General features: G+C 73.3%; 17 protein-coding genes. 8 read left to right on the top strand and 9 right to left on the bottom strand.

Annotated features, from left to right (window positions below):
* Window positions 1-42 precede the first annotated feature (42 nt).
* Together FHU33_RS04250 and FHU33_RS04245 are read right to left on the bottom strand one after the other, a co-directional pair.
* Complete coding sequence (locus FHU33_RS04250; protein ID WP_142024232.1) at window positions 43-1281, bottom strand: acyltransferase family protein; 1239 nt, start codon at window positions 1279-1281, stop codon at window positions 43-45.
* A 172-nt stretch (window positions 1282-1453) separates the two neighbouring features.
* Window positions 1454-2281: a biotin--[acetyl-CoA-carboxylase] ligase gene (locus FHU33_RS04245; protein ID WP_142024231.1), complete on the bottom strand. Its 828-nt coding sequence runs from the start codon at window positions 2279-2281 to the stop codon at window positions 1454-1456.
* 98 nt (window positions 2282-2379) lie between these two features.
* Here FHU33_RS04245 and FHU33_RS04240 point away from each other — a divergent pair, with 98 nt between their 5' ends.
* From FHU33_RS04240 to FHU33_RS04225, 4 genes are read left to right on the top strand one after another with little or no spacing between them, the layout of a single operon-like run.
* Entirely contained in the window at window positions 2380-4008 is a 1629-nt protein-coding gene (locus tag FHU33_RS04240) for an acyl-CoA carboxylase subunit beta (protein WP_142024230.1), read from the top strand.
* Window positions 4005-4220: an acyl-CoA carboxylase subunit epsilon gene (locus FHU33_RS04235; protein ID WP_142024229.1), complete on the top strand. Its 216-nt coding sequence runs from the start codon at window positions 4005-4007 to the stop codon at window positions 4218-4220. Before FHU33_RS04240 ends, FHU33_RS04235 begins: the two co-directional genes overlap by 4 nt.
* Window positions 4220-4828: a Maf family protein gene (locus tag FHU33_RS04230; RefSeq protein WP_142024228.1), complete on the top strand. Its 609-nt coding sequence runs from the start codon at window positions 4220-4222 to the stop codon at window positions 4826-4828. The genes FHU33_RS04235 and FHU33_RS04230 overlap by 1 nt, the downstream gene beginning before the upstream one ends.
* 59 nt (window positions 4829-4887) lie before the next feature.
* Entirely contained in the window at window positions 4888-6636 is a 1749-nt protein-coding gene (locus FHU33_RS04225; protein WP_142024227.1) for an acetyl/propionyl/methylcrotonyl-CoA carboxylase subunit alpha, read from the top strand.
* Between the two features lie 22 nt (window positions 6637-6658).
* On the opposite strand, the gene FHU33_RS04220 is transcribed toward FHU33_RS04225, so the two are convergent.
* A complete protein-coding gene (locus FHU33_RS04220) occupies window positions 6659-8338 on the bottom strand; it encodes a reprolysin-like metallopeptidase (protein ID WP_142024226.1) in 1680 nt (559 codons plus the stop codon).
* A gap of 351 nt (window positions 8339-8689) precedes the next feature.
* Between FHU33_RS04220 and FHU33_RS04215 the strand changes: the two genes are divergently transcribed.
* On the top strand, window positions 8690-10369 hold the full coding sequence (locus tag FHU33_RS04215) for an LCP family protein (RefSeq protein ID WP_246063255.1): 1680 nt from the start codon (window positions 8690-8692) through the stop codon (window positions 10367-10369).
* A 12-nt stretch (window positions 10370-10381) separates the two neighbouring features.
* On the opposite strand, the gene FHU33_RS04210 is transcribed toward FHU33_RS04215, so the two are convergent.
* Window positions 10382-11788 carry an NAD(P)H-quinone dehydrogenase gene (locus FHU33_RS04210; protein WP_142024225.1) on the bottom strand — a complete coding sequence of 469 codons (1407 nt, stop codon included), beginning with the start codon at window positions 11786-11788 and terminating at the stop codon, window positions 10382-10384.
* Window positions 11789-11915: 127 nt separating this feature from the next.
* Here FHU33_RS04210 and FHU33_RS04205 point away from each other — a divergent pair, with 127 nt between their 5' ends.
* Genes FHU33_RS04205 through FHU33_RS04195 form a run of 3 tightly spaced genes read left to right on the top strand, consistent with a single transcriptional unit; the run spans window position 11916 to window position 14265 of the window.
* A complete protein-coding gene (locus tag FHU33_RS04205) occupies window positions 11916-12386 on the top strand; it encodes a gamma-glutamylcyclotransferase family protein (protein ID WP_142024224.1) in 471 nt (156 codons plus the stop codon).
* A gap of 50 nt (window positions 12387-12436) precedes the next feature.
* Window positions 12437-13189 carry a phosphocholine cytidylyltransferase family protein gene (locus tag FHU33_RS04200; protein ID WP_170182312.1) on the top strand — a complete coding sequence of 251 codons (753 nt, stop codon included), beginning with the start codon at window positions 12437-12439 and terminating at the stop codon, window positions 13187-13189.
* Complete coding sequence (locus FHU33_RS04195) at window positions 13186-14265, top strand: iron-containing alcohol dehydrogenase family protein (protein WP_142024222.1); 1080 nt, start codon at window positions 13186-13188, stop codon at window positions 14263-14265. The genes FHU33_RS04200 and FHU33_RS04195 overlap by 4 nt, the downstream gene beginning before the upstream one ends.
* 7 nt (window positions 14266-14272) lie before the next feature.
* On the opposite strand, the gene meaB is transcribed toward FHU33_RS04195, so the two are convergent.
* From meaB to FHU33_RS04170, 5 genes are read right to left on the bottom strand one after another with little or no spacing between them, the layout of a single operon-like run.
* Complete coding sequence (gene meaB / locus FHU33_RS04190; protein ID WP_142024221.1) at window positions 14273-15268, bottom strand: methylmalonyl Co-A mutase-associated GTPase MeaB; 996 nt, start codon at window positions 15266-15268, stop codon at window positions 14273-14275.
* A gap of 40 nt (window positions 15269-15308) precedes the next feature.
* Window positions 15309-17516 (bottom strand): methylmalonyl-CoA mutase, encoded by a 2208-nt coding sequence (gene scpA / locus FHU33_RS04185; RefSeq protein WP_142024220.1) that lies wholly within the window; start codon window positions 17514-17516, stop codon window positions 15309-15311.
* Complete coding sequence (locus tag FHU33_RS04180; protein WP_142024219.1) at window positions 17513-19444, bottom strand: methylmalonyl-CoA mutase family protein; 1932 nt, start codon at window positions 19442-19444, stop codon at window positions 17513-17515. The genes scpA and FHU33_RS04180 overlap by 4 nt, the downstream gene beginning before the upstream one ends.
* A complete protein-coding gene (locus FHU33_RS04175; RefSeq protein ID WP_142024218.1) occupies window positions 19419-20732 on the bottom strand; it encodes an amidohydrolase in 1314 nt (437 codons plus the stop codon). Before FHU33_RS04175 ends, FHU33_RS04180 begins: the two co-directional genes overlap by 26 nt.
* Window positions 20729-21934 (bottom strand): glutamate--cysteine ligase, encoded by a 1206-nt coding sequence (locus FHU33_RS04170; protein WP_142024217.1) that lies wholly within the window; start codon window positions 21932-21934, stop codon window positions 20729-20731. The genes FHU33_RS04175 and FHU33_RS04170 overlap by 4 nt, the downstream gene beginning before the upstream one ends.
* Window positions 21935-22131 lie beyond the last annotated feature (197 nt).

Genomic DNA, 22131 nt, shown 5'->3' with positions numbered 1-22131 from the left:
TCCCGCGGCGTCGACCGCGTGTTGCCGGGGCTGCGGTGGACCTCAGGCGGTCTGTCCGACGAGAGCCGACACCGTCGCCCCGGCCTCTTCCGGAGGCCGGCTTTCTCCGCCGGACGCGCGCGGTTCGGCCACCCCCGCCGGACGAGGGCCGATCCGGCGCATCCGGAGCCGGGCCGGTTCCTCGACGAAGCGCCAGAGCGTCCATGCCACCGGGAGGGGCAGTGCCAGGCCCACTACGTGCAGCAGCGTGGCCGGCGCCGACCCTCCGCCGAGGGAGGCGACGACGTCCGCGACCGTCCAGACGACCTCGAACACGGCCATGTGGACGAGGTAGAGCGCGAAGGAGATGCGGCCACCCAGGACCACGACCGGCGTCGACAGCAGCCTGGCCGGACCTCCGTCGGTCAGCGCGAGGGCACCGACGAGGAGGGGGAAGACGAGGACGGCCGCACCTCCGTGGTCCTCCTCGACCGCGTCGGCCCACCAGAGCACCAGCACCATCGTCGCGACCGCGACCCCAGCGGCCCAGGCCGCCACCCGCTCTGCCGCCCCGGCCGGCACCGTGGCGCGGATCCGGTGGACGCACAGCGAGACCAGGGCCCCGGCGAGGAAGCAGCCGGCCAGCCGCACCAGCCAGCTCCAGCGCCAGTCGTGCGACCCCAGCGCGAGGCAGCCGTAGACGAAGGGGGTCACCGCCGCCAGGGCCAACGCCCCCAGCACGGTCGCCCGGCAGCCACGGAGCCGGTACAGGACCAGCACCACGACCGGGAAGAAGAGGTAGGCGAGCCACTCGGCGCTCAGCGACCATCCCGGGCCGACCGGGCCGGTCGCGGAGTAGTCCGGCCGGTCCCACACCTGCACCAGGAGGACCTGCCGCAGCATGGTCGGCGCATCGATGCGGGAAACGGACTCCGCGGCGCCCACGGCACCCAACTGCTTGACGACCAGCCCGGCGGTGACCACGCCCAGGACCACCATCCAGATGGGCCAGATGCGACTCAGCCGCGCCCAGTAGAACTCGACGGCCGCGCGCACGCCTGGCCGGCTGCCGAGAACGGTGACGTAGTTGTGGGCGAGGACGAAACCGCTGAGCACGAAGAAGAGGTCGACGCCGAGCCAGCCGCTCTCCAGCAAGGGACGTACCGGCTCGAGGTGGCGCAGCCAGGGCTGAGCGGGCGCGAAGAGCCAGTAGTGGTGCGCGACCACCCAGAGGGCGGCGACCAGCCGGAGCCCGGTGAGCCCGCGGATCTCGCCCCGGGGCGGTCGCGATGTCCCCGCCATCTACTGCTCACCTTCGCCTGGCTACCGTCCGTGATCGAATCCTGACGGTAACCAGACGCATCGCGATCTCCCGGGAGATGTCCTCCGCGCCGCCCCACGCGGTCATCGTCCGTCCCATCCGCCCCCTCCGCGCCTCGGATCGGCAGCAGGGACCCGCGGCAGGGACCGGCGGTCAGACGCGCCGGACGTGCCGCACGTCGCCCGAGGCCAGCGCGACCTGCCCCTCCGTCCCGGCCACCACGAGCCGGCCGTCCCAGTCCACCGCCGTGGCCGTGCCCTCGATCGTCGAGCCGTCGGGCAAGCTCACGGCGACGTCCGTGCCGATCGTCGCGGACCAGGCGAGATAGTCGCGGGCCAGCCCGGACGAGACGGGGTCGCCGAGGGCCGCCGTCCACTCCCGGTACCGCCGCTCCACCGCACGGAGGAACCCGAGGAGCACCGGAGCCCGGTCCACGGTCGCGCCGGTCACGCGGGACAGCGAGGTTCCCGTGTCGGGCAGCTCGGCTGCGGTCGTCGACACGTTGAGGCCCACGCCGACCACGACGGCGGCCCCGCCGGCCTCGGCCAGGATGCCGGCGAGCTTGCGACCGTCCAAGGCCAGCAGGTCGTTGGGCCACTTCAGCGACGCCCGGACGCCCGTCACCTGCCCGACCGCCTCGGCCAGCGCGACCCCGGTGAGCAGCGGGAGCCAGCCGCGGCGGGCGGCGGGCACGTCGGGTCGCAGCAGGAACGACACCGTGAGCCCGGCCCTGGGCGGCGACGTCCACACCCGGTCCAGCCGCCCCCTTCCGGCGACCTGGTGCTCGGCCACGAGCACCAGGCCTTCCGGCTCGTCGGCCGCCGCCGCGGCCACGAGTTCGGCGTTGGTGGACCCGATCTCGGGCACGACCCGCACGCTCCGCCACAGCCCGCTGTCGCGGGTCAGGGCGGCCGAGAGCGCCGGGCCGTCGAGCGCGGGGCGCTCGAGATCGGACCATCGGGATGAGGGTGTGTCGGGCACTCCCTTACGCTACGGCCCGTGATCGAGCTTTCCAGGTCACGCATGGCCACAGCAGCGCCGCGCACGCGGCCGACCAGCGCCAGCGAGGAGATCAACACGTGAGCGCGGCTGAACTCGAGAACGCCGGGGAGCACGTCCCCGACGACATCGACATCCACACGACCGCCGGGAAGCTCGCCGACTTCGAGCGGCGGGTGCAGGAGGCCACGCACGCCGGCTCCGAGCGCGCCGTCGAGAAGCAGCACGCCGCGGGCAAGATGACCGCCCGCGAGCGCATCGAGGCGCTGCTGGACCCGGGCTCGTTCACCGAGTTCGACGAGTTCGCCCGGCACCGTTCCACCAACTTCGGCATGGAGTCCAAGCGCCCGTTCGGCGACGGCGTCGTCACCGGCTACGGCACGGTCGACGGCCGGCCGATCGCGATCTTCTCCCAGGACGTGACGGTCTTCGGCGGCAGCCTCGGCGAGGTCTACGGCGAGAAGATCGTCAAGATCCTCGACTTCGCCGTGACGAACGGCTGCCCGGTGGTCGGGATCAACGAGGGCGGCGGCGCGCGCATCCAGGAGGGCGTGGTCTCCCTGGGCCTGTACGGCGAGATCTTCCGGCGCAACGTGCACGCCTCCGGCGTCATCCCGCAGATCTCCCTGGTGATGGGCCCGGCGGCCGGTGGGCACGTCTACTCCCCCGCGCTCACCGACTTCGTCGTGATGGTCGACAAGACCAGCCAGATGTTCATCACCGGCCCCGACGTCGTGAAGACCGTGACCGGCGAGGACGTCACGCTCGAGGAGCTGGGCGGGGCGCGCACGCACAACACCAAGTCCGGCGTCGCGCACTACCTGGCCGAGGACGAGAACGACGCCCTGGACTACGTGAAGGCGCTGCTGTCCTACCTGCCGAGCAACAACCTCGACCCGCTGCCGGCGATCGAGATGGCGCCGGTGGAGACGGTGCTGCCCGGCGCGCTGACCGACTCCGACCTCGAGCTCGACACGTTCATCCCCGACTCGGCGAACACCCCCTACGACATGCACACCGTCCTCGAGCACGTCCTCGACGACGGCGAGTTCCTCGAGGTGCAGCCGCTGTTCGCGCCCAACATCCTGATCGGCTTCGGCCGGGTCGAGGGCCGCCCGGTGGGGATCGTGGCCAACCAGCCCACCCAGTTCGCCGGCACCCTGGACATCGACGCCAGCGAGAAGGCGGCGCGGTTCGTGCGCACCTGCGACGCCTTCAACATCCCGGTGCTCACCTTCGTCGACGTCCCCGGCTTCCTGCCCGGGACGTCGCAGGAGTGGGAGGGGATCATCCGCCGCGGCGCCAAGCTGATCTACGCCTACGCCGAGGCCACCGTCCCCAAGGTCACGGTGATCACCCGCAAGGCCTACGGCGGCGCCTACGACGTGATGGGGTCCAAGCACCTCGGCGCCGACGTCAACCTCGCCTGGCCCAGTGCGCAGATCGCCGTCGTCGGGGCCCAGGGCGCGGTCGGGATCCTGTACCGCAAGGAACTCGCCGCGGCCGAGGACCCCGACGCCACGCGGGCGGAACTGATCGCGGAGTACGAGGACACCCTCGCCAACCCCTACATCGCCGCCGACCGCGGCTACGTGGACGCGGTCATCCCGCCGTCGCAGACGCGGGTGCAGGTCACCAAGGCGCTGCGCGTGCTGGCCAACAAGCGCCAGACCCTGCCGCCGAAGAAGCACGGGAACATCCCGCTGTGAGCGAGGAAGCACGCCCGCTCCTGCGCGTCGCGAAGGGCGAGCCCTCCGCCGAGGAGCTCGCCGCCCTGACCGTCGTCGTCGCGGCGATGTCGCAGCGCCGGTCGCGTCGGCGGCCGACGCCGGTGGGCGCGTGGGCTTCTCACGCCGACGGTCATCGCCGCCCGTTCCCGGTGGGCCACGGCGGCTGGCGCGCTGCCGGGAGGTTCTCCTGATGAGCGGCGACCGCAGGCTGGTCCTCGCCTCGGCCTCCCCCGCCCGGCTCTCACTGCTGAAGCAGGCGGGGCTCTTCCCCGAGGTGGTGGTGAGCAACGTCGACGAATCGACCGTGTCCGCCCCGCGCGTCGCCGAGCAGGTCGCCCTGCTCGCCGCGGCCAAGGCGGCCGCGGTGGCCAAGCGGGAGACCGACGCCTTCGTCATCGGCGCGGACTCGCTGCTGGAGTTCAACGGCAGGCCGCTCGGCAAGCCGGCGGACGCGGCCGAGGCCCGGGACCGCTGGCAGCGCATGGCCGGCCGGTCCGGGGTGCTGCACACGGGGCAGGCGCTCTTCGACGTCCAGGACGGCGCCGTCGTGGGCCGGGACATCGCCGTCGCCTCGACCGTCGTCTACTTCACGACGCCGACGCCCCAGGAGATCGAGGCCTACCTGGCCACCGGGGAGCCGCTGGCCGTGGCCGGCGCGTTCACCCTGGATGGCCTGGGAGCGCCCTTCGTCCGCCGCGTCGAGGGCGACCCGGCGGCGGTGGTGGGGCTGTCCCTGACCGTCCTGCGCACGCAGCTGGCCAAGCGTGGCCTGGCCATCACCGATCTCTGGCGCCGCTGACCAGCCGCTCCATCCAGCACTACAGTCCGACCGATTGACTCGACGAGGGAGTTGCACCGGTGCAGAAGGTCCTGATCGCCAACCGCGGGGAGATCGCGGTCCGCGTGGCGCGCGCCTGCAAGGACGAGGGCCTGACCAGCGTGGCCGTCTACGCCGAGCCGGACCGGGACGCGCTGCACGTGCGGGTCGCCGACGAGGCGTTCGCGCTCGGCGGCACGACGCCGGGTGACTCCTACCTGGTGATCGAGAAGATCCTCGAGGCGGCGAAGCAGTCCGGCGCCGACGCGATCCACCCCGGCTACGGCTTCCTGTCCGAGAACGCCGACTTCGCCCAGGCCGTCCTGGACGCGGGGCTCATCTGGATCGGCCCCTCCCCGCAGTCGATCATCAACCTCGGCGACAAGGTCGCGGCCCGGCACATCGCCACCAAGGCCGGCGCCCCCCTCGTGCCGGGCACCAAGGACCCGGTCGGCGGCGCCGACGAGGTGGTGGCCTTCGCGCAAGAGCACGGCCTCCCCGTCGCCATCAAGGCCGCGTTCGGCGGCGGCGGGCGCGGCCTGAAGGTGGCCCGCACCATGGAGGAGATCCCCGAGCTGTTCGACTCCGCCGTCCGCGAGGCGGTCTCCGCCTTCGGCCGCGGCGAGTGCTTCGTCGAGCGATTCCTGGACAAGCCGCGGCACGTCGAGGCGCAGGTGCTGGCCGACACCCACGGCAACGTCGTCGTCGTCGGCACCCGCGACTGCTCGCTGCAGCGCCGCAACCAGAAGCTGGTCGAGGAGGCCCCCGCGCCGTTCCTCACCGACGAGCAGCGCGCCCGGATCCACTCCTCGGCCAAGGCGATCTGCGCGGAGGCCGGCTACCACGGGGCCGGCACCGTCGAGTACCTCGTCGGTGTCGACGGCTCGATCTCCTTCCTCGAGGTCAACACGCGCCTGCAGGTCGAGCACCCGGTCAGCGAGGAGACCAGCGGCATCGACCTGGTGCGTCAGCAGTTCCGCATCGCCCGGGGCGAGCCCCTCGAGATGCCCGAGGACCCCGCCCCGCGCGGGCACAGCATCGAGTTCCGGATCAACGCCGAGGACGCCGGCCGCAACTTCATGCCGGCACCCGGCCCCGTGGAGCGGCTGGAGATCCCGCAGGGCCCCGGCGTGCGCTGGGACTCCGGTGTCGAGACCGGCGGCGAGGTCGCCGGCGCGTTCGACTCCATGCTGGCCAAGCTGATCGTCACCGGCGCCACCCGCGACGAGGCGCTGCAGCGGGCCCGCCGCGCCCTGGACGAGCTGATCGTCGAGGGCATGCCGACGGTGATCCCGTTCCACCGCGCAGTGGTCCGCGACGAGGCGTTCACCAGCGAGCCGTTCACGGTCCACACCCGCTGGATCGAGACCGAGTGGGACAACCAGGTCCCGCCCCACGACGCCGCGCCGGCCGAGCGGGACGAGGAGACGCCGCGCCGGACCGTCGTCGTCGAGGTCGGCGGACGCCGGCTGGAGGTCTCGCTCCCGGCCGGGCTGGCCACCGGCGGCGCGGCTCCCGGTGCGGCCGCCAAGCCGCGCAAGCGCGGCGGCGGCCACGGCGGCTCGGCCGCCTCGGGCGACTCCCTCACGTCCCCCATGCAGGGCACGATCGTCAAGGTCGCGGTCGAGGACGGCGCCACCGTCGAGGCCGGCGACCTGGTCGTCGTCCTCGAGGCGATGAAGATGGAGCAGCCGATCACCGCGCACAAGGCCGGGACGATCTCCGGCCTCGCCGCCGAGGTCGGCGCCGCGGTGACCAGCGGCGCCGTTCTCTGCACCATCGCCGACTGAGACCGGCGGCGCCGCTCTTCCGTCAGCGCGGACGCGGGGCCGCCGCCCGGAGGCGCCGGACGACGAGCAGTGCCGCGCCGGCGAGGAGCGCGCCGCCCGCGGCGATCAGGGGTCCGCTGCCGCGCGCCGAGCCGGAGGCAGGATCGAGCGCGGGGGCGGTCCGGCCGGTGACCCGGACGTACTCCGGCGCCCTCGACGCGACGGGTCCGTGGACGGTGACCGCGGAAGTCTGGGCAGCAGGAGCGGAGCGGCCGGACATCGGGCCTCCCACCTCGGGTGCCGTGGGGGTGGCGGGCGCGGGCGCGACGGCGACGGCCGGTGCGGTCGGCGTGACGCTCACGACCGCGCCGTCGGCGGAGAGGCTCTGCACGACCACGGAGAAGTCACCGCCGGACAGCGGCACGGCCACGCCCACGGGCAGCGCCACGCGGTAGTCGCCGTCCCAGTCGCCGGACGCCGAGGGCGTGCCGTCGAGCAGGACCGAGGTGTCGGGCAGACCGCCCGCCCTGCGCAGCAGCACCCCGGACTCGAGGCCGAACCGGTTGGCCGACGTCAGCCAGGCGTCGCGTCCGGTGGGCGTGCGGTACTCCAGCCAGTAGTCGGTTCCCTCGGCATCGGTGAGGCGGAGCCCGCGAGTACCGGTACGGCGCGACAGCGGTGACACCGTCGCCGTGGTGGCGTCGTCCCACACCGTCAGGGTCTGCTGCTGGGCTTCCGGGAGCACCCCCAGCCGGGCCGCCTGGACGACGTTCAGGGTTCCGGTCTGCACCCAGGACACGCCCATGACGTCGTAGTAGTCGCGGTAGGCGGCCGAGCGGCACGAACCGCCCTCCACGACGCCGTCGCACTGCTCGGCGGACGAGTGGCCGAGGCCGAAGTTGTGCCCGAACTCGTGTGCCATCACCGAGCTGGACAGGTCGGTGACGTAGACCCGGCCCCCGGCGCCGGGGCCGGCGCCGACCTCGGCCAGCGCGTACGCGCAGCCGGGCGCGCCCGTGGGCAGGTACAGCAGCAGGTGCCGGCCGGGGCCGGGCGTGAAGCCGACCGCGCTCGCGGCCTCCTTCCACAGGAGGGCGGCGTCGGAACACCCGGCGACCGTGTCGATCCACTCGTGGGTCGACGTCACCCCCAGGGAGATCGCGCCGTCGGTCTGCTCGGACCAGAAGTCCGCGACGGCGCCGTCGACGACGGCGGCGACGTCCTCGACCGCCGTGCCGTCGTCCGCCACGCCGCCGGGGGCGACCAGGACGACGGTGACCTCGTTCGTGAGCCCGGTCCGCGGCGCCGGCGCCGGTGCCGGCGGGTTCTCGGCCGGGGCGACGACGTCGCTGCCGAGGACCTCCCGGGCGGGAACGGCACCGGCCTCGCTGCCGTCGTCCGCCACCTGCTCGCCGAGCGTGACCGAGACGGTCGAGCCGGGCACGAGGTCGGCGACGTCGGGCGTCGGCACACGGACGGAATCCCCGGCCGGGGTCTCGATCCAGCTCAGCGGCGCCTCGGCGGCGGCCGTGTGCCTCGCGGGCTCCGGCCACGCCTGGACCAGCTCTCCCACGACCGTCGTGCCGGCCGGCTCCTCCGCGGCTGCCACCGCAGCGGGCAGAGCGAGCGACGCGAGGACGGCGACGGACAGGGTGCCGACACCCACGGCGGGGCGCAGGGACCGGCGACCGGTGGGGGCGGGGACGAACCTGTGAGCTGGCATCTCCTGCTGCATCGGCGGGCGCGTCGCGCATCGGCACCGCCGGAGCGATGTTCAGCGGAAACCGAGGTCACTTCCGTCTCGGTCGGCGCACGTCCCCCACCCGCCCCCGGAGTTCGCTCCCCCGTGGTGGGCGCCCGGCGGAACGGGGGAACCGCGCCGGCCGGTTCGGTTGGGGCGGCTGCGACCACGGGGTCGGCGGGGAACGGTGAGCAATTCCGACGACGTGTCGTACGTCCTCGCACTCCGGCCGCCGCGCATAGCATCGCCCAACCTCCTCGAGGAGGACTGCGGCCGACCAGCGCCGCGGGACGCGGCCGAGGCCGCGCCTGCCGATCTGCACATGAGGATTGCGTGAGCCGAGTGCAAGAGGTGCGTGCACTTCCTGCCCGCCCGCTGCCGCCGCGCCTCGACCCACGGGTGGGGCGCCCGCCGCGGGCCAGGAGGGACAACGGCTCCGCGGCGTCCAGCAACGCCGCCGCGCCCCCCGTCCACCCCCGCTGGGCCGATGACCGTCCTCGGACCGCACCGCACGGGTTCGGCCGGGTCCTGGGCCTGACCACCCTCGGGGCGGTCGTCCCCGGGAGCGCACTCGTGGCGGCCGGTGCCCGCAGGAGCGGATGGACGCTCGTGGCACTCTTCGCCGCCCTGGGCACGGGCCTCGCGCTGCTCGCCACCGTCGGCCGCGACCGCGTCGTGGGTCTGGCGGTCGACCCCACCGCGATGCTCGGTGTCATCGTCGCGGCCGTCGGCCTCGCCGTGGTGTGGACGCTCGTGATCATCGCGGGCTACCGGATGCTGGCGCCGGAGTCGACGACGAGGGCCCAGCACCTGGCCGGAACCGTCCTCGTGTCCGCCTTGTCACTGGGTATCGCGGCTCCCGCGTTCGAGGTCGCCCACCTGGCCGCGGTGCAGCGCGACCTGATCCAGAACCTCTTCGCCGACGGAGAGTCCGCGACCGTCGACCCGGTCGACGCCACTCCGTTCGGCGACAAGGAGCGGGTGAACGTGCTCCTGCTCGGGGGCGACGGTGGCGAGGGCCGGGACGGCGTGCGCACGGACACGATCATGGTGGCCAGCATCGCCACCGACACGGGGGCCACCACGCTGTTCAGCCTGCCCCGCAACCTGCAGGAGCTGCCCTTCCCGGAGGACAGCCCCCTGCACGACGTCTACCCCGACGGCTTCTGGAGCGGCAGCGAGGGCGAGAGCCTGCTCAACGCCGTCTACCGCAACGGCCCCAGCGACCACCCCGACGTCCTCGGTGCCACCGACGACCCCGGGGCAGACTTCCTGAAGCTGGGTGTCGGGGAGGCGCTCGGGCTGACGCTGGACTACTACGTCCTGGTCAACCTCGAGGGCTTCAGCCGACTCATCGACGCGCTCGGCGGCATCACCGTCAACGTGAACTACTTCGTCCCCATCGGTGGGGAGCCGACGATCGGGATCCTCCCCGAGGACTACATCGCCCCTGGGGCGGATCAGCGGATGGACGGCGAGCGGGCGCTCCACTACGCACGCGGCCGGTTCGGCCTCACCGACTACGAGCGCATGGACCGTCAGCGGTGCATGGTCGACGCGATCGTCTCCGCCGCCGACCCGATGACCATGCTGACGCAGTACCAGGAGATCGCGGCGACGACGCAGGACATCGTCAGCACCGACATCCCCCAGGCGGTGGTCGGAGACTTCGCCGACCTCGCCCTGAAGGTCAAGGACACCGAGATCCGGAGCGTCGTCTTCGACGACAGCGTGATCCGGCCCGCCTACCCCGACTACGACGCGATGCGCGCGTTGGTCCGGGAGGCACTGGCCGCACCCGTGGAGAGCGCGCCGGCGGTCGAGGCCACGACCGCACCGCCCGCTGCTGCGTCGGCGCCGTCCGCGTCGGCACCGGCGCCGGCTGCCGGTGCCGGGCAGGACGCCGCCACCGCTCCCACGCCGGTCGCCGGCACCACGGATGCCTGCGCCTACGACCCCGTGCGGGCCGCGGAGTCGATCGCCGAAGGGGAACCCCCGACGCGCCGTCGCTGAGAGCGGCGATCGTCAGGCGAGGTGGTCGGCCCCCATCAGCCGCCGCCCGGCCTCGGTGATCGAGCCCGAGAGCGACGGGTAGATCGCGAAGGTCTGCGCCAGGTCGTCGACGGTCAGCCGTTTGGTGACCGCGAGGGCGATCGGGAGGATGAGCTCGGAGGCGCCGGGCGCGACCACGACCCCGCCCACGATCACGCCGGTCGACCGACGGGCGAACATCTTGACGAACCCGTCGTGCAGGTCGCTCATCTTGGCCCGCGCGTTCGTCGCCAGGGGCAGGAGCACGACCTCGACGTCCGGATAGTCCGGCAGGCGCTTCTCCTGCACCCCGACCGTGGCGATCTCCGGATGGGTGAACACGTTGGCCGCGACGGTCTTGAGCCGGATGGGAGCGACCGCCTCACCGAGGGCGTGCCACATCGCGATCCGGCCCTGCATGGCGGCGACGGAGGCGAGCTGGAAGACGCCGGTCACGTCGCCGGCGGCGTAGATGCCGGGGACCGACGTCCGGGAGACGCGATCGACGACGACGTGACCGGAGTCGGTCACCTCGACCCCGCACTGCTCGAGGTTGAGACCTGAGGTGTTGGGCACCGTGCCGACCGTCATCAGCGCGTGCGATCCCTCGACGGTGCGCCCGTCGGTCAGCTCGACCAGCACGCCCTTCTCGGTGCGCTGCACCGCGGCGGCGCGGGCCTTCTGCGCGATCTTCCCGCCCCGGGACTGGAAGACCTGCTCGACCACGGTTGCGGCGTCGGAGTCCTCCCCCGGGAGCACCTGGTCGCGGGAGGAGACCAGCGTGACGGGAACGCCGGCCTCGAGGTACCCGGAGGCGAACTCGGCCCCGGTGACGCCGGACCCGACGACGACCAGGTGCTCGGGCATCTCGTCGAGGTCGTAGACGTCGCGCCAGTCGAGGATCCGCTCGCCGTCGGGCTCGGCGCCGGGGAGCACCCGCGGATCCGCGCCGGTGGCGATCAGGACGACGTCGCTCTCCAGCTCTTCCCCGACCTGCCCCGCGGCGTCGACGACCTCGACCTTGTGCGCGGCCAGACCGCGGACCTCGTCGGAGAGCCGCCCATGACCAGCGACGATCCGCACGCCCTCGGCGCTGAGCCGGGCGTGGATGTCGGCCGACTGGGCCACGGCCAGACCCTTGACACGCTGGTTCACCGAGGCCAGGTCCAGGTTCACCGTCGCGAGCTCCGCGCCCTGGAGGCCGAGGACGGCGGAGTCGCGCACCGACGTCATGGCACCGGCCGCGGCGATGAGGGTCTTGGACGGGACGCAGTCGGTGAGCACGCTGGCGCCGCCGATGCCGTCCCGCTCGATGACGGTGACCTCGGCACCGAGTTGCGCGGCGACCAGCGCGGCTTCGTAGCCGGCCGGTCCGCCGCCGATGATGACGATGCGGGTCATGGCTCCTTCTCCGGTGCTCAGCGGACGTTCGAGTTGCGGGCCTCGCGGCCATTCTCCCCGGTGCCGCGCGTGGGCGCTGTGACCGGCGTCCTCCGGTCCGCCCCGTCCGGTCGTTAGTCTCTCGCCGATGGGCCTCTACGCCGCGTACGGGTCGAACATGGATCCCGCGCAGATGCTGCGCCGCTGTCCCTCCTCCCCGCACACCGGCACCGGGTGGATCCCGGGCTGGCGGCTCACCTTCGGCGCCGAGGAGCTGGGCTGGGAGGGGGCGCTGGCCACCCTCGTCCCGGCGGAGGAGGACCGGGAGGCGCTCACGCCCGGCGTGTTCGTCGCGCTCTACGACCTGGCCGAGGCCGACGAGGCGGCGCTGGACGCGTGGGAGGGCGCCGACCTCGGGATCTACCGCAAGCTGCACCTGCGGGTGCACACCCTGGGCGGCGACGTCGTCGCCTGTGTCTACGTCCTGGACGCCTTCGAGGGCGGGCTGCCGTCGGCCCGCTACCTGGGGGCGCTGGCCGATGCCGCCGAGGCCGCGGGCGCGCCGGAGGACTACCTGCTGGACCTGCGCTCGCGGGAATGCCGCTCCACCGGCGTCTGAGACAGTACGACGACCACGACGGCGTTCCCGTCATCCGAAGGAGTTCCATCGTGCAGCACGCCGACGTCCTCGTCGTCCTCGCCGCCGGCACCGGCACCCGGCTCGGCAGCCTGACGGCGACCACACCGAAATGGCTGCTCGACGTGGGCGGCAACCGGGTCGCCGATCGTCAGCTCGGGGCGCTGGGGGACGTGTTCGACCTCGACCGCCGGCTGCTGGTGGTGACCGGCCACGGGGCCGAGGAGGTCGGCCCCTTCCTCCGCGGACGGGGGCTGCCGCCGAACTGCACGCTGTTCAACGAGCAGTACGCCACCCGGAACAACTGGTACTCGGCCCTGGTGGCGCTGCGGGCCTGCCTGTCGGCCGACACCGAACGGGTCTACCTGCTCAACAGCGACCTCTACGCGCCGGCGGCGCTCTACCGGACGTTCGTGCGGGAGAGCCGGACCGCCGGGGCCGGTGCCTGCCTCGCCATCGACTCGTCGCACCAGCTCACCGACGAGGCGATGAAGGTGCAGGTCGAGGACGGCCGGGTCGTGGACATCGGCAAGGTCGGCGTCGCCGCCCCGGTCGGGGAGTACGTCGGCATGCTGATGCTCGACCGCGCGACGGCGCTGCGCTTCCGCGAGCTGCTGGAGGACTGGGCCACCGGCGACCGCGACCCGAACGGCTGGTACGAGACCGTCATCCGTGACGGCCTGCTCAGCGAGGTCGTCTGCCGGCCGGTCGAGGTCGGCGGGGCGGCCTGGGTCGAGATCGACGACACAGCGGACCTGGAGAGGGCCGCATCGGTGGGCGCATGACCGGCCCCGCGGCCAGTGTCTTCCCCGCCTTGATGCGCATCCGGGCGGGCTGCCTGCCCGACCTCGCCACCGAGATGGCCGCGGTGGGCTGGCTGCCGCGCCGGCTGCTGATCGTGACCGGCGCAGGGCCGTCGGCGCGCATGGCAGCCGTCGCACGGGAGAGCCTGGCGGGCCGGGGGACGACGTCGGCCACGGAGACGGTCACCGAAGGCACCGTGGAGGAGTGCTCCCGGCTGGCCCAGCGCCTCATCGCCGAGGACGTCGAGCTGGTCGTGGCGATCGGCGGCGGCCGGGTTCTCGACACCGCCAAGTACGCGGCCTGCCGGGTGGGAGTCGACTGGGTGGCGGTGCCCACGACGCTGGCCAACGACGGGGTCGTGTCACCGGTTGCCTCGCTGGTCGACCGGGACGGCGTCCGTCGTTCCCTGGCCGCGACGATGCCGATCGGCGTGCTCGTCGACGTCGCGCTGATCGCCGACGCCCCGGTCGCCACGCGCCGGGCTGGGGTGGGCGACCTCCTGTCCAACCTGTCGGCGGTCACCGACTGGCGGTTGTCCGAGGCCGGCGGTCACGACCGCTGTGACGAGTTCAGCGCGCTGATCGCCGAGCAGGCCGCCGAGTCGGTCCTGACGACGGCCGACCTGGAGAGCCCCCGTGCGCTGGCGGGGCTGGCGCGTGGCCTGATCATGAGCGGTCTGGCGATGGCGATCGCGGGCTCCTCCCGACCGTGCTCGGGCTCCGAGCACCTGATCAGCCACGCCCTGGACCAGCGGCTGGACGTCCCGAAGAACGCGCACGGCCTGCAGGTGGCGTTCGCCAGCCTGCTGACCCTGACCCTCCAGGGCGAGCTGACCGATGAGCTGCTCACGACCTATGTCCGTCTCGGACTCCCGACCGCTCCCAGCGCCCTCGGTCTGACCGGCGAGCAGCTGCTGCGGGCCCTGGACGAGGCGCCGTCGACCCGGCCGGGCCGATGGACGGTCCTGTCGGGTCGGAGCTGGACGGCTCCCGCGCTCGCCGACCTGATGTCGACGGTGCATGCGCGCCTCGCGGAGGTGCGGCTCGCGACCGTGTAGTGCCCCGTCAGGGTCGCCGTGCGAGGAAGGTCTCCAGGATCTGCTGCGCTGCCAGGGCCGCGGTCAGTTCGCCCGAGACCACCGCCTTCTCCAGATCCGGGACGGCCGTGCGCACGCCGGGGTGCGACCGCAGCTGGTGCTCCAGCGCGTCTCGGACCAGCTGCCAGGTCCAGCGCACCTGCTGGGTGCGGCGGCGCTCGTCGAACTCCCCCGACGCCTTCATCCGGTCCTGGTGCTCGACGAGCTTCGCCCAGACCTCGTCGAGCCCCTCGCCGGTCAGCCCGGCGCAGGTGAGCACCGGCACGTCCCAACCGCCGTCCGTGTGCCCGCGCAGCATCCGGATCGCGCCGGCCAGCTCGCGCGCCGCCTTGCGGGCGTCCCCGGCCGCCGGCCCGTCGGCCTTGTTCACGGCGATGACGTCGGCGATCTCGAGGATGCCGCGCTTGATGCCCTGCAGCTGGTCACCGGTGCGGGCCAGGGTCAGGAAGAGGAACGAGTCGACCATCTCGGCGACGGCGATCTCCGACTGCCCGACGCCGACGGTCTCGACCAGGACGACGTCGTGACCGGCGGCCTCGACGACGACCATCGACTCCCGCGTGGCCTGCGCGACCCCGCCGAGCGTGCCGGACGTGGGCGAGGGCCGGATGAACGCATCCGGGTCGACGGCCAGCCGGGACATCCGGGTCTTGTCGCCGAGGATCGACCCACCCGACCTAGCCGACGACGGGTCGACGGCGAGCACCGCCACCTTCGAGCCGGCGGCGGTCAGGTCCACCCCGAGCTGGTCGATGAAGGTCGACTTGCCGACACCCGGGACGCCGCTGATGCCCACCCGCCGCGCGCCCCCGGCGTGCGGCAGCAGCTCGACCAGCAGCTCCTGCGCCCGCTCCCGGTGGTCACCCCGCCGGGACTCCACCAGCGTGATCGCCCGCGCCATCACCCGCCGATCCCCGGCCAGCACCCCCTCGACGAGCGCCGGGACGTCGACCTCCCGGCTCACACGCCCACCCGAGGTGCGTTTATGGCCATAAACGCACGCATCAGTGACCGAGGCGGTCGGCGAGGGCACGGAGCAGGTCCTGCGCGGCCTCGGCGATGACCGTGCCCGGCAGGAAGACCGCCTCCGCACCCATCTCCTGCAGGGTCGGGACGTCGTCCGGCGGGATGACGCCGCCGACGACGATCATCACGTCGTCGGCCCCGAGCTCGGCCAGCGCCGTCTTCAGTGCGGGCACCAGGGTGAGGTGTCCGGCGGCCAGCGAGGAGACCCCGACGACGTGGACGTCGGCCTCGACCGCCTGCCGGGCGACCTCGTCGGGCGTCTGGAACAGCGGGCCCACGTCGACGTCGAACCCGAGGTCGGCGAACGCGGTCGCGATGACCTTCTGCCCGCGGTCGTGGCCGTCCTGGCCCATCTTGGCGACCAGGATCCGGGGGCGGCGGCCCTCGGCGTCGGCGAACGCCTCGGCCATCCGGCGGGTCTCCTCCACGGGGGCTGAACTCCCTGCCTCGTCGCGGTACACACCGGAGATGGTGCGCACCTGGCCGGCGTGCCGCCCGTAGACCTCCTCCAGCGCGTCGGAGATCTCGCCGACCGTCGCCTTGGCGCGGGCGGCGTCGACGGCCAGCTTGAGCAGGTTGGAGTCCAGGTCGCTCCCCCGCCGTCCCTCCGCCGCCGCCCGCGCCGCGTCGGTGAGCCGGCGCAGCGCCTCCTGCACCGCCCCGGCGTCGCGGGAGGCCCGCAACTCCTCGAGCTTCGCCTTCTGCTGGGCGAGCACGTCGGCGTTGTCCACGCGCAGCACCTCGATCGCCTCGTCGGCCTCGACCCGGTACTTGTTCACGCCGATGACCGGCTGGCGGCCCGAGTCGATCCGGGCCTGCGTGCGGGCCGCGGCCTCCTCGATGCGCAGCTTCGGGATGCCGTCGTCGATGGCTTGGGCCATGCCGCCGTGCTCGGCGACCTCCTGGATGTGCGCCCACGCGCGGCGGGCCAGGTCGTAGGTCAGCTTCTCCACGTAGGCCGAGCCGCCCCACGGATCGATGACGCGTGTCGTCCCCGACTCCTGCTGCAGCAGCAGCTGGGTGTTGCGGGCGATGCGGGCGGAGAAGTCGGTCGGCAGCGCCAGCGCCTCGTCCAGCGCATTGGTGTGCAGCGACTGGGTGTGCCCCTGGGTGGCGGCCATCGCCTCCAGGCAGGTGCGGACGACGTTGTTGTAGACGTCCTGGGCGGTCAGCGACCAGCCCGAGGTCTGCGAGTGGGTGCGCAGCGACAGCGACTTCGGGTTCTGCGCGCCGGCCTCCTCGACCAGCTTGGCCCACAGCAGGCGGCCGGCCCGGAGCTTGGCGACCTCCATGAAGAAGTTCATGCCGATGGCCCAGAAGAAGCTCAATCGCGGCGCGAACGTGTCGACGTCCATCCCGGCGGCCTTGCCGGCCTCCAGGTACTCCACGCCGTCGGCCAGCGTGTACGCCAGCTCCAGGTCGGCCGTGGCCCCGGCCTCCTGGATGTGGTACCCGGAGATCGAGATGGAGTTGAACCGCGGCATCTGCTGCGAGGTGAACGCGAAGATGTCGCTGATGATCTGCATCGAGGGCTTGGGCGGATAGATGTAGGTGTTGCGCACCATGAACTCTTTGAGGATGTCGTTCTGGATCGTGCCGGTGAGCTGCTCGGACTTCACGCCCTGCTCCTCGGCCGCGACGATGTAGAGCGCCAGCACCGGGAGCACCGCGCCGTTCATCGTCATCGACACCGACATCTTGTCCAGCGGGATGCCGTCGAACAGCTGCCGCATGTCCAGGATCGAGTCGATGGCGACGCCCGCCATCCCCACGTCGCCGGGCACCCGCGGGTGGTCGGAGTCGTAGCCGCGGTGGGTGGGCAGATCGAAGGCGACCGACAGGCCCTTCTGCCCGGCGGCCAGGTTGCGCCGGTAGAACGCGTTGGACTCCGCCGCGGTGGAGAACCCGGCGTACTGCCGGACGGTCCACGGCTGGGTCGTGTACATCGTCGGGTACGGCCCGCGCAGGAACGGCGGCAGCCCGGGCAGGGTCTCGAGGAAGTCCAGCCCCTCGAGGTCGGCCGGCGTGTACAGCGGCGGGACGGCGATCCCCTCGGGCGTCTCCCACGTCGCCTCCGCCACGCCCCGGCCGGTCGTCTCCTCGAACGCCTTGGCCCAGTCGGCGGCGGTGGTCGCGGCCGCCGGGCGGCCCAGCTCGACGGACCCGAAGTCGGGAATCCCACTCATGCGCCTGCTCCCTCCCCAGAAGGGGCGTTTATGGCCATAACTGCACTCAGGTCGAGGTGCTCGTGGGCGGCCCGGAGGACGTGGAGGGCGTCACAGCCGGCGAACACGTACCCGTCGACGCCCTCGACGGCGAGGTCCGGCTTCCCGGCCAGCCAGACCTGGGTCGCGCCGGCCGCGCGCAGCTCCTTCGCCAGCGCGGCGGCGGACTCGGCGTAGTCCTTGTCGGTGCCGCAGATGCAGGCGACCGTCGTCGATGCCTCCGCCAGCCCGGAGGCGCCGTCCCCCGACGGGGTCGCCAGGCCGCCGGCCTGGAACAGGTTGCCCGCGAACGTCGCGCGCGCGGTGTGCCTCGCGACCGGGCCGAGAGTCGCCAGGTAGACCCGGGGTCGCTCCTGCGCACCGTCGGCGGCGTCGCGCAGCGCCTCGAACTCCTGGGCCGCCCGCACCTTCGGCAGCCCTCCGGACGGCGCCGACCAGGTGTACGGCTGCCGCTCCGGCAGCTTCTCGGCCAGGTTCGGGAACTCGCTGACGCCGGTGATCGCGTCCTCCCGGGTGGCGAGGCGGGCAGCCCGGTCGTCCCAGGCGGCGGCGATCCGGTCGCGGACCAGACCGGAGTCCAGCGCGGCGACCAGCCCCCCGGCCCGCTCGATCTCGGTGAACCAGTCCCACGCCGCCCGCGCGACGGAGTCGGTCAGCGACTCGACGTACCAGGAACCACCGGCCGGGTCCAGGACGCGGGCCAGGTGCCCCTCCTCGACCAGCAGGCTCTGGGTGTTGCGCGCGATCCGGCGGGAGAAGGAGTCGGGCAGGCCGAGCGCGGCGTCGAACGGCTGGACCGTCACGACGTCGGCGCCGCCCACGCCGGCGGCGAAGCACGCCACCGTCGTCCGCAGCATGTTCACCCACGGGTCGCGCTTCGTCGTCATCACCGACGAGGTGACCGCGTGCTGACGCTGGGCGCGGCTCTCCGACGAGGCACCACTGACCCCGCCCACACGGTCCCAGAGGCGGCGCGCGGCACGCAGCGCGGCGATCGTCGTGAACTGGTCGGCGCTCGCGCCGTAGCGGAACTCGAGCTGGCCGAACGCCTCGTCGACCGACAGCCCGCCCTCGGTCAGCGCCCGCAGGTAGGCGACACCCGCCGCGAGGGAGCAGCCGATCTCCTCCACCACCGACGCGCCCGCGTCGTGGAAGACGGTGGCGTCGACGACGACGGAACGCAGACCGTCATGGGCCGCTGCCCGCCGGGCGACGCCGGCGAGGCAGGTGAGGTCCTGCCGCTCCCCCGTGGCCGCGTGCACCGCGAGGGGGTCCAGGCCCAGCGAGCCGCCGGGCGCGAGGTCGTCCCGGCCCTCCACCAGCGCGAGGAACGCCTCCGCGGCCGGCAGGCCGCCCGTGACCGCCACCGGCGCGAGGTCGAGATAGACGTCGGCGAGCACGTTCCCGAGCTCCTCGGCCGGCACCGCGCCGTCGCCCACGACGAGCCACAGCGAGGTGACGCCGTTCTCCAGGTCGGCGGCGACGGCCTCCCTGGTGACGGCGACGTCGGGATGGGCATGCCGCTGGCGCACGTCCCAGCCGCCGGGCACGGCTGGATCGCCCCCGGCGCGTGAGCCGCGCACGAACGGCGCCAGGCCAGGGACACCCACCGCGGTCGGCAGGTCGCCGGCGTCGTCGGCCGTGTACAGCGGGGCGACCCGCACACCCGTGGCGACGGTGCGGCTCAGCGCGTCCTCGACCGGGTCGGGCAGCTCCTCGCGGCCGCTCTTGCGCAGCACGCCTGCCACCAGCTCCCGCCACTGGTCCCGCGTCGTGGCGCCGAACTCGGCGGCCAGCGCCAGATCGCTGGGGACCTCGTGCTCGGCCGGCACCTCTGCGTCAGCGTGCGCGGGCGCGGGTGCGTCAGCCTGCCGGTCGGTGCGGCTCATCCTCAGGTTCCCGCCTCTCGTCGACGGATCGTCGAGCAGAAGTGTCTCCGGGCGCGGGCGGCCGCGTGCGAGGGGGTGGCGGCGGGCTGCTGGGTGACGGCTCCGCGTCGGCCTCCAGCGCGTGCAGCGCGGTGCGGGCCAGGAGGCGGACGCCGACCCCGATCGCGCGCTCGTCGACGTCGAACGTGCCCCGGTGCAGGTCGAGGGGCGCGCCGCCGCCGTGGGTGCCCAGCCGGGCCAGCGCGATGGGCATGACGTCGGCGAACCAGCCGAAATCCTCACCACCCATGGACTGCGGGGACAGCGCCAGGTGGTCGCTGCCGACCGTCTCCAGCGCCGCGGCCCGCAGCAGCGCGACCGCGCGGGGGTCGTTCACCACCGGCGGGACGCCCCGGATGTAGTCGACGTCCACCTCGGCGCCGGTCGTGGCGACGACCCGCTCCACCAGTGAGCGCATCAGCTCCTCGGCGCCCTTCCAGGCATCCCGGTCCAGTACCCGCACGGTGCCGCGCAGCTGGCCGCGCTGCGGGATGGCGTTGGCCGCGACCCCGGCGCTGACCGCTCCCCACACCAGCGACATCCCCGTCCGCGGGTCGACCTGCCGGGACAGCAGGCCGGGGACGTCGGTGATCAACCGGCCGAGCGCGTCGACGAGGTCGACGGTGAGCTGCGGGCGGGCGGTGTGCCCGCCGGGCCCGGTGAGGGTGACGTCCATGCGGTCGCAGGCCGCGGTGATCGGGCCGGTCCGCAGGCCGATCGTCCCGGCCGGGATCGACGGGTCGCAGTGCAGCGCGAACGCCCGGGACGCGCCGTCCAGCACACCCGAGGCGACCACCTCGGTCGCGCCGCCGGGCACCGTCTCCTCGGCGGGCTGGAAGACGCAGCGGACGGTGCCGGGCAGGCCGTCCATCGAGGCGAGCGCGACGGCGACGCCGAGGACGACGGTGGTGTGCACGTCGTGCCCGCAGGCGTGGGCGACCCCCTCGCGGGTGGAGGCGTAGGGCACGTCCTTGAGGTCGGTCAGGGGCAGGGCGTCGATGTCGGCCCGCAGGACGACGATCGGTCCACCCGAGCCGACGTCGACGGTGAGGCCGGTGCCCGTGGGCAACCGGCGCGGTGTGAGCCCGTGGTGGCGCAGCCGCTGCTCGAGGAAGGACGTCGTCTCGAACTCCGCGTAGCCGAGCTCGGGGTGGGCGTGCAGGTGCCGCCGGGTGGCCGACAGCGCGGACTGGTTGGCGGTGACCCACTCGTCGACGGCGGCACCGAGCTTCTCGACGACCGGCGTCATGCCGCGTGCCCCCCGGCGCAGTCGGCCGGGCCGGGCACCGGACCGGTGGGGTCGCCGACCGGACCGGAGGAGGGCAGGCCGTCCCGCATCTCCGCGAGCAGGCTGTCCACGACCGGCTTCAGGTCGCCGTCGGCGCCCAGGGCCACCGCCCGCTGCCGCTGGTAGGAGGCGCCGACGGCGAGGACCCGCTCGACGTCGCGGAGCTCGGCCTCGCAGTCGAGCCGCTTCGCCGTCGGGGTGAGGTCCTCCATCAGGTCCAGGATCGCCTGCCGTACGGGGCGGATGGTGCCCTTCTCGTCGACGACGACGTCGGCGTCGAGGCCGTACCGGGCCGCGCGCCACTTGTTCTCCCGCAGCACCCAGCTCGCCGGCGTGGGAAGGGTGTAGCCGCGGTCGAGCTGGGTGTCGAACTGCTCGACCAGGCACTGGGAGAGCGCGGCGACCGCGCCGATCTCGTCGAGGGTGGGGAGGCCGTCGCAGATGCGCAGCTCGACCGTGCCGAAACCGGGGTGCGGGCGGACGTCCCACCACACCTCCCGGACGCTCTCGATGGAGTTGGTCGAGATCAGCGTCTCCATGTAGGTCTCGAACTCGTCCCATCCCGACAGCTGGTAGGGCAGTCCCGCGGTCGGCATCGACTCGAAGACCTTCGTCCGGGACGACGCGAGACCGGTGTCGCAGCCGACCCAGAACGGCGACGACGACGACAGCGCCAGGAAGTGCGGGATGTACTGGCACAGCGCGTTCACGACCGGGATGGCCTTGTCCGGCGACCGGACGCCGACGTGCACGTGCACGCCGAAGATCTGCAGCCGCCGGGCCAGCCACTGCATGCGCTCGACCAGCTGCAGGTAGCGCTCCTTGGGCGAGATGAGCTGGCTCTGCCAGTCGGTGAACGGATGCGTGCCCGCGCACATCAGCCCCAGCCCGCGGCGCTCGGCGGCGGCGCTCACCTCGGCCAGCGTGCCGGCCAAGTCGGCCTTGGCCTCCGACACCGTGGTGCAGATCCCGGTGATGATCTCGATCGTCGACTGCAGCAGCTCGTGCTTGGCCTTGGGGTGCTCGTCAGCGCCCTCGGGCCGGATCTCCTCGAGGATCTCGATCGCCCCCGCCGTCAGCTCGCGGGTCTCGAGGTCGACCAGCTGCAGCTCCCACTCCACGCCCAGGCTGGAGCGCTCGGAGGACTCGAAGGGGATCTGCACGTCGGAAGTCTAGGTTCGATCACGGTCGTCCACCCCTCCGCACGGGCGGATCACCACGGGCGAGTTCCACAGGCCGCGCACTGCGCTCCCGCGTGCAGGCACCCGGTGACAGCCGCGCGATGCGGCGTCCCGCCCCCGCCGCGGGCACAGCCACGTGACAGCCGCTCCCGCCCGTCGGGGACGGTGGCGTGTCCGTC

Source organism: Blastococcus colisei (genome assembly GCF_006717095.1).
GTDB lineage: Bacteria > Actinomycetota > Actinomycetes > Mycobacteriales > Geodermatophilaceae > Blastococcus_B > Blastococcus_B colisei.
The sequence above is the reverse complement of the archived record's forward strand: the minus strand, read 5'-3'. Positions and strand labels throughout refer to the sequence as shown.

Excerpts from the sequence above, each read along its gene's own strand:
- FHU33_RS04175 (WP_142024218.1), bottom strand. The coding sequence starts at position 20,732 with ATGACGCCGGTCGTCGAGAAGCTCGGTGCCGCCGTCGACGAGTGGGTC.
- FHU33_RS04220 (WP_142024226.1), bottom strand. The coding sequence starts at position 8,338 with ATGCCAGCTCACAGGTTCGTCCCCGCCCCCACCGGTCGCCGGTCCCTG.
- FHU33_RS04205 (WP_142024224.1), top strand. The coding sequence starts at position 11,916 with ATGGGCCTCTACGCCGCGTACGGGTCGAACATGGATCCCGCGCAGATG.
- scpA (WP_142024220.1), bottom strand. The coding sequence starts at position 17,516 with ATGAGTGGGATTCCCGACTTCGGGTCCGTCGAGCTGGGCCGCCCGGCG.
- FHU33_RS04195 (WP_142024222.1), top strand. The coding sequence starts at position 13,186 with ATGACCGGCCCCGCGGCCAGTGTCTTCCCCGCCTTGATGCGCATCCGG.
- FHU33_RS04250 (WP_142024232.1), bottom strand. The coding sequence starts at position 1,281 with ATGGCGGGGACATCGCGACCGCCCCGGGGCGAGATCCGCGGGCTCACC.
- FHU33_RS04210 (WP_142024225.1), bottom strand. The coding sequence starts at position 11,788 with ATGACCCGCATCGTCATCATCGGCGGCGGACCGGCCGGCTACGAAGCC.
- FHU33_RS04180 (WP_142024219.1), bottom strand. The coding sequence starts at position 19,444 with ATGAGCCGCACCGACCGGCAGGCTGACGCACCCGCGCCCGCGCACGCT.
- FHU33_RS04230 (WP_142024228.1), top strand. The coding sequence starts at position 4,220 with ATGAGCGGCGACCGCAGGCTGGTCCTCGCCTCGGCCTCCCCCGCCCGG.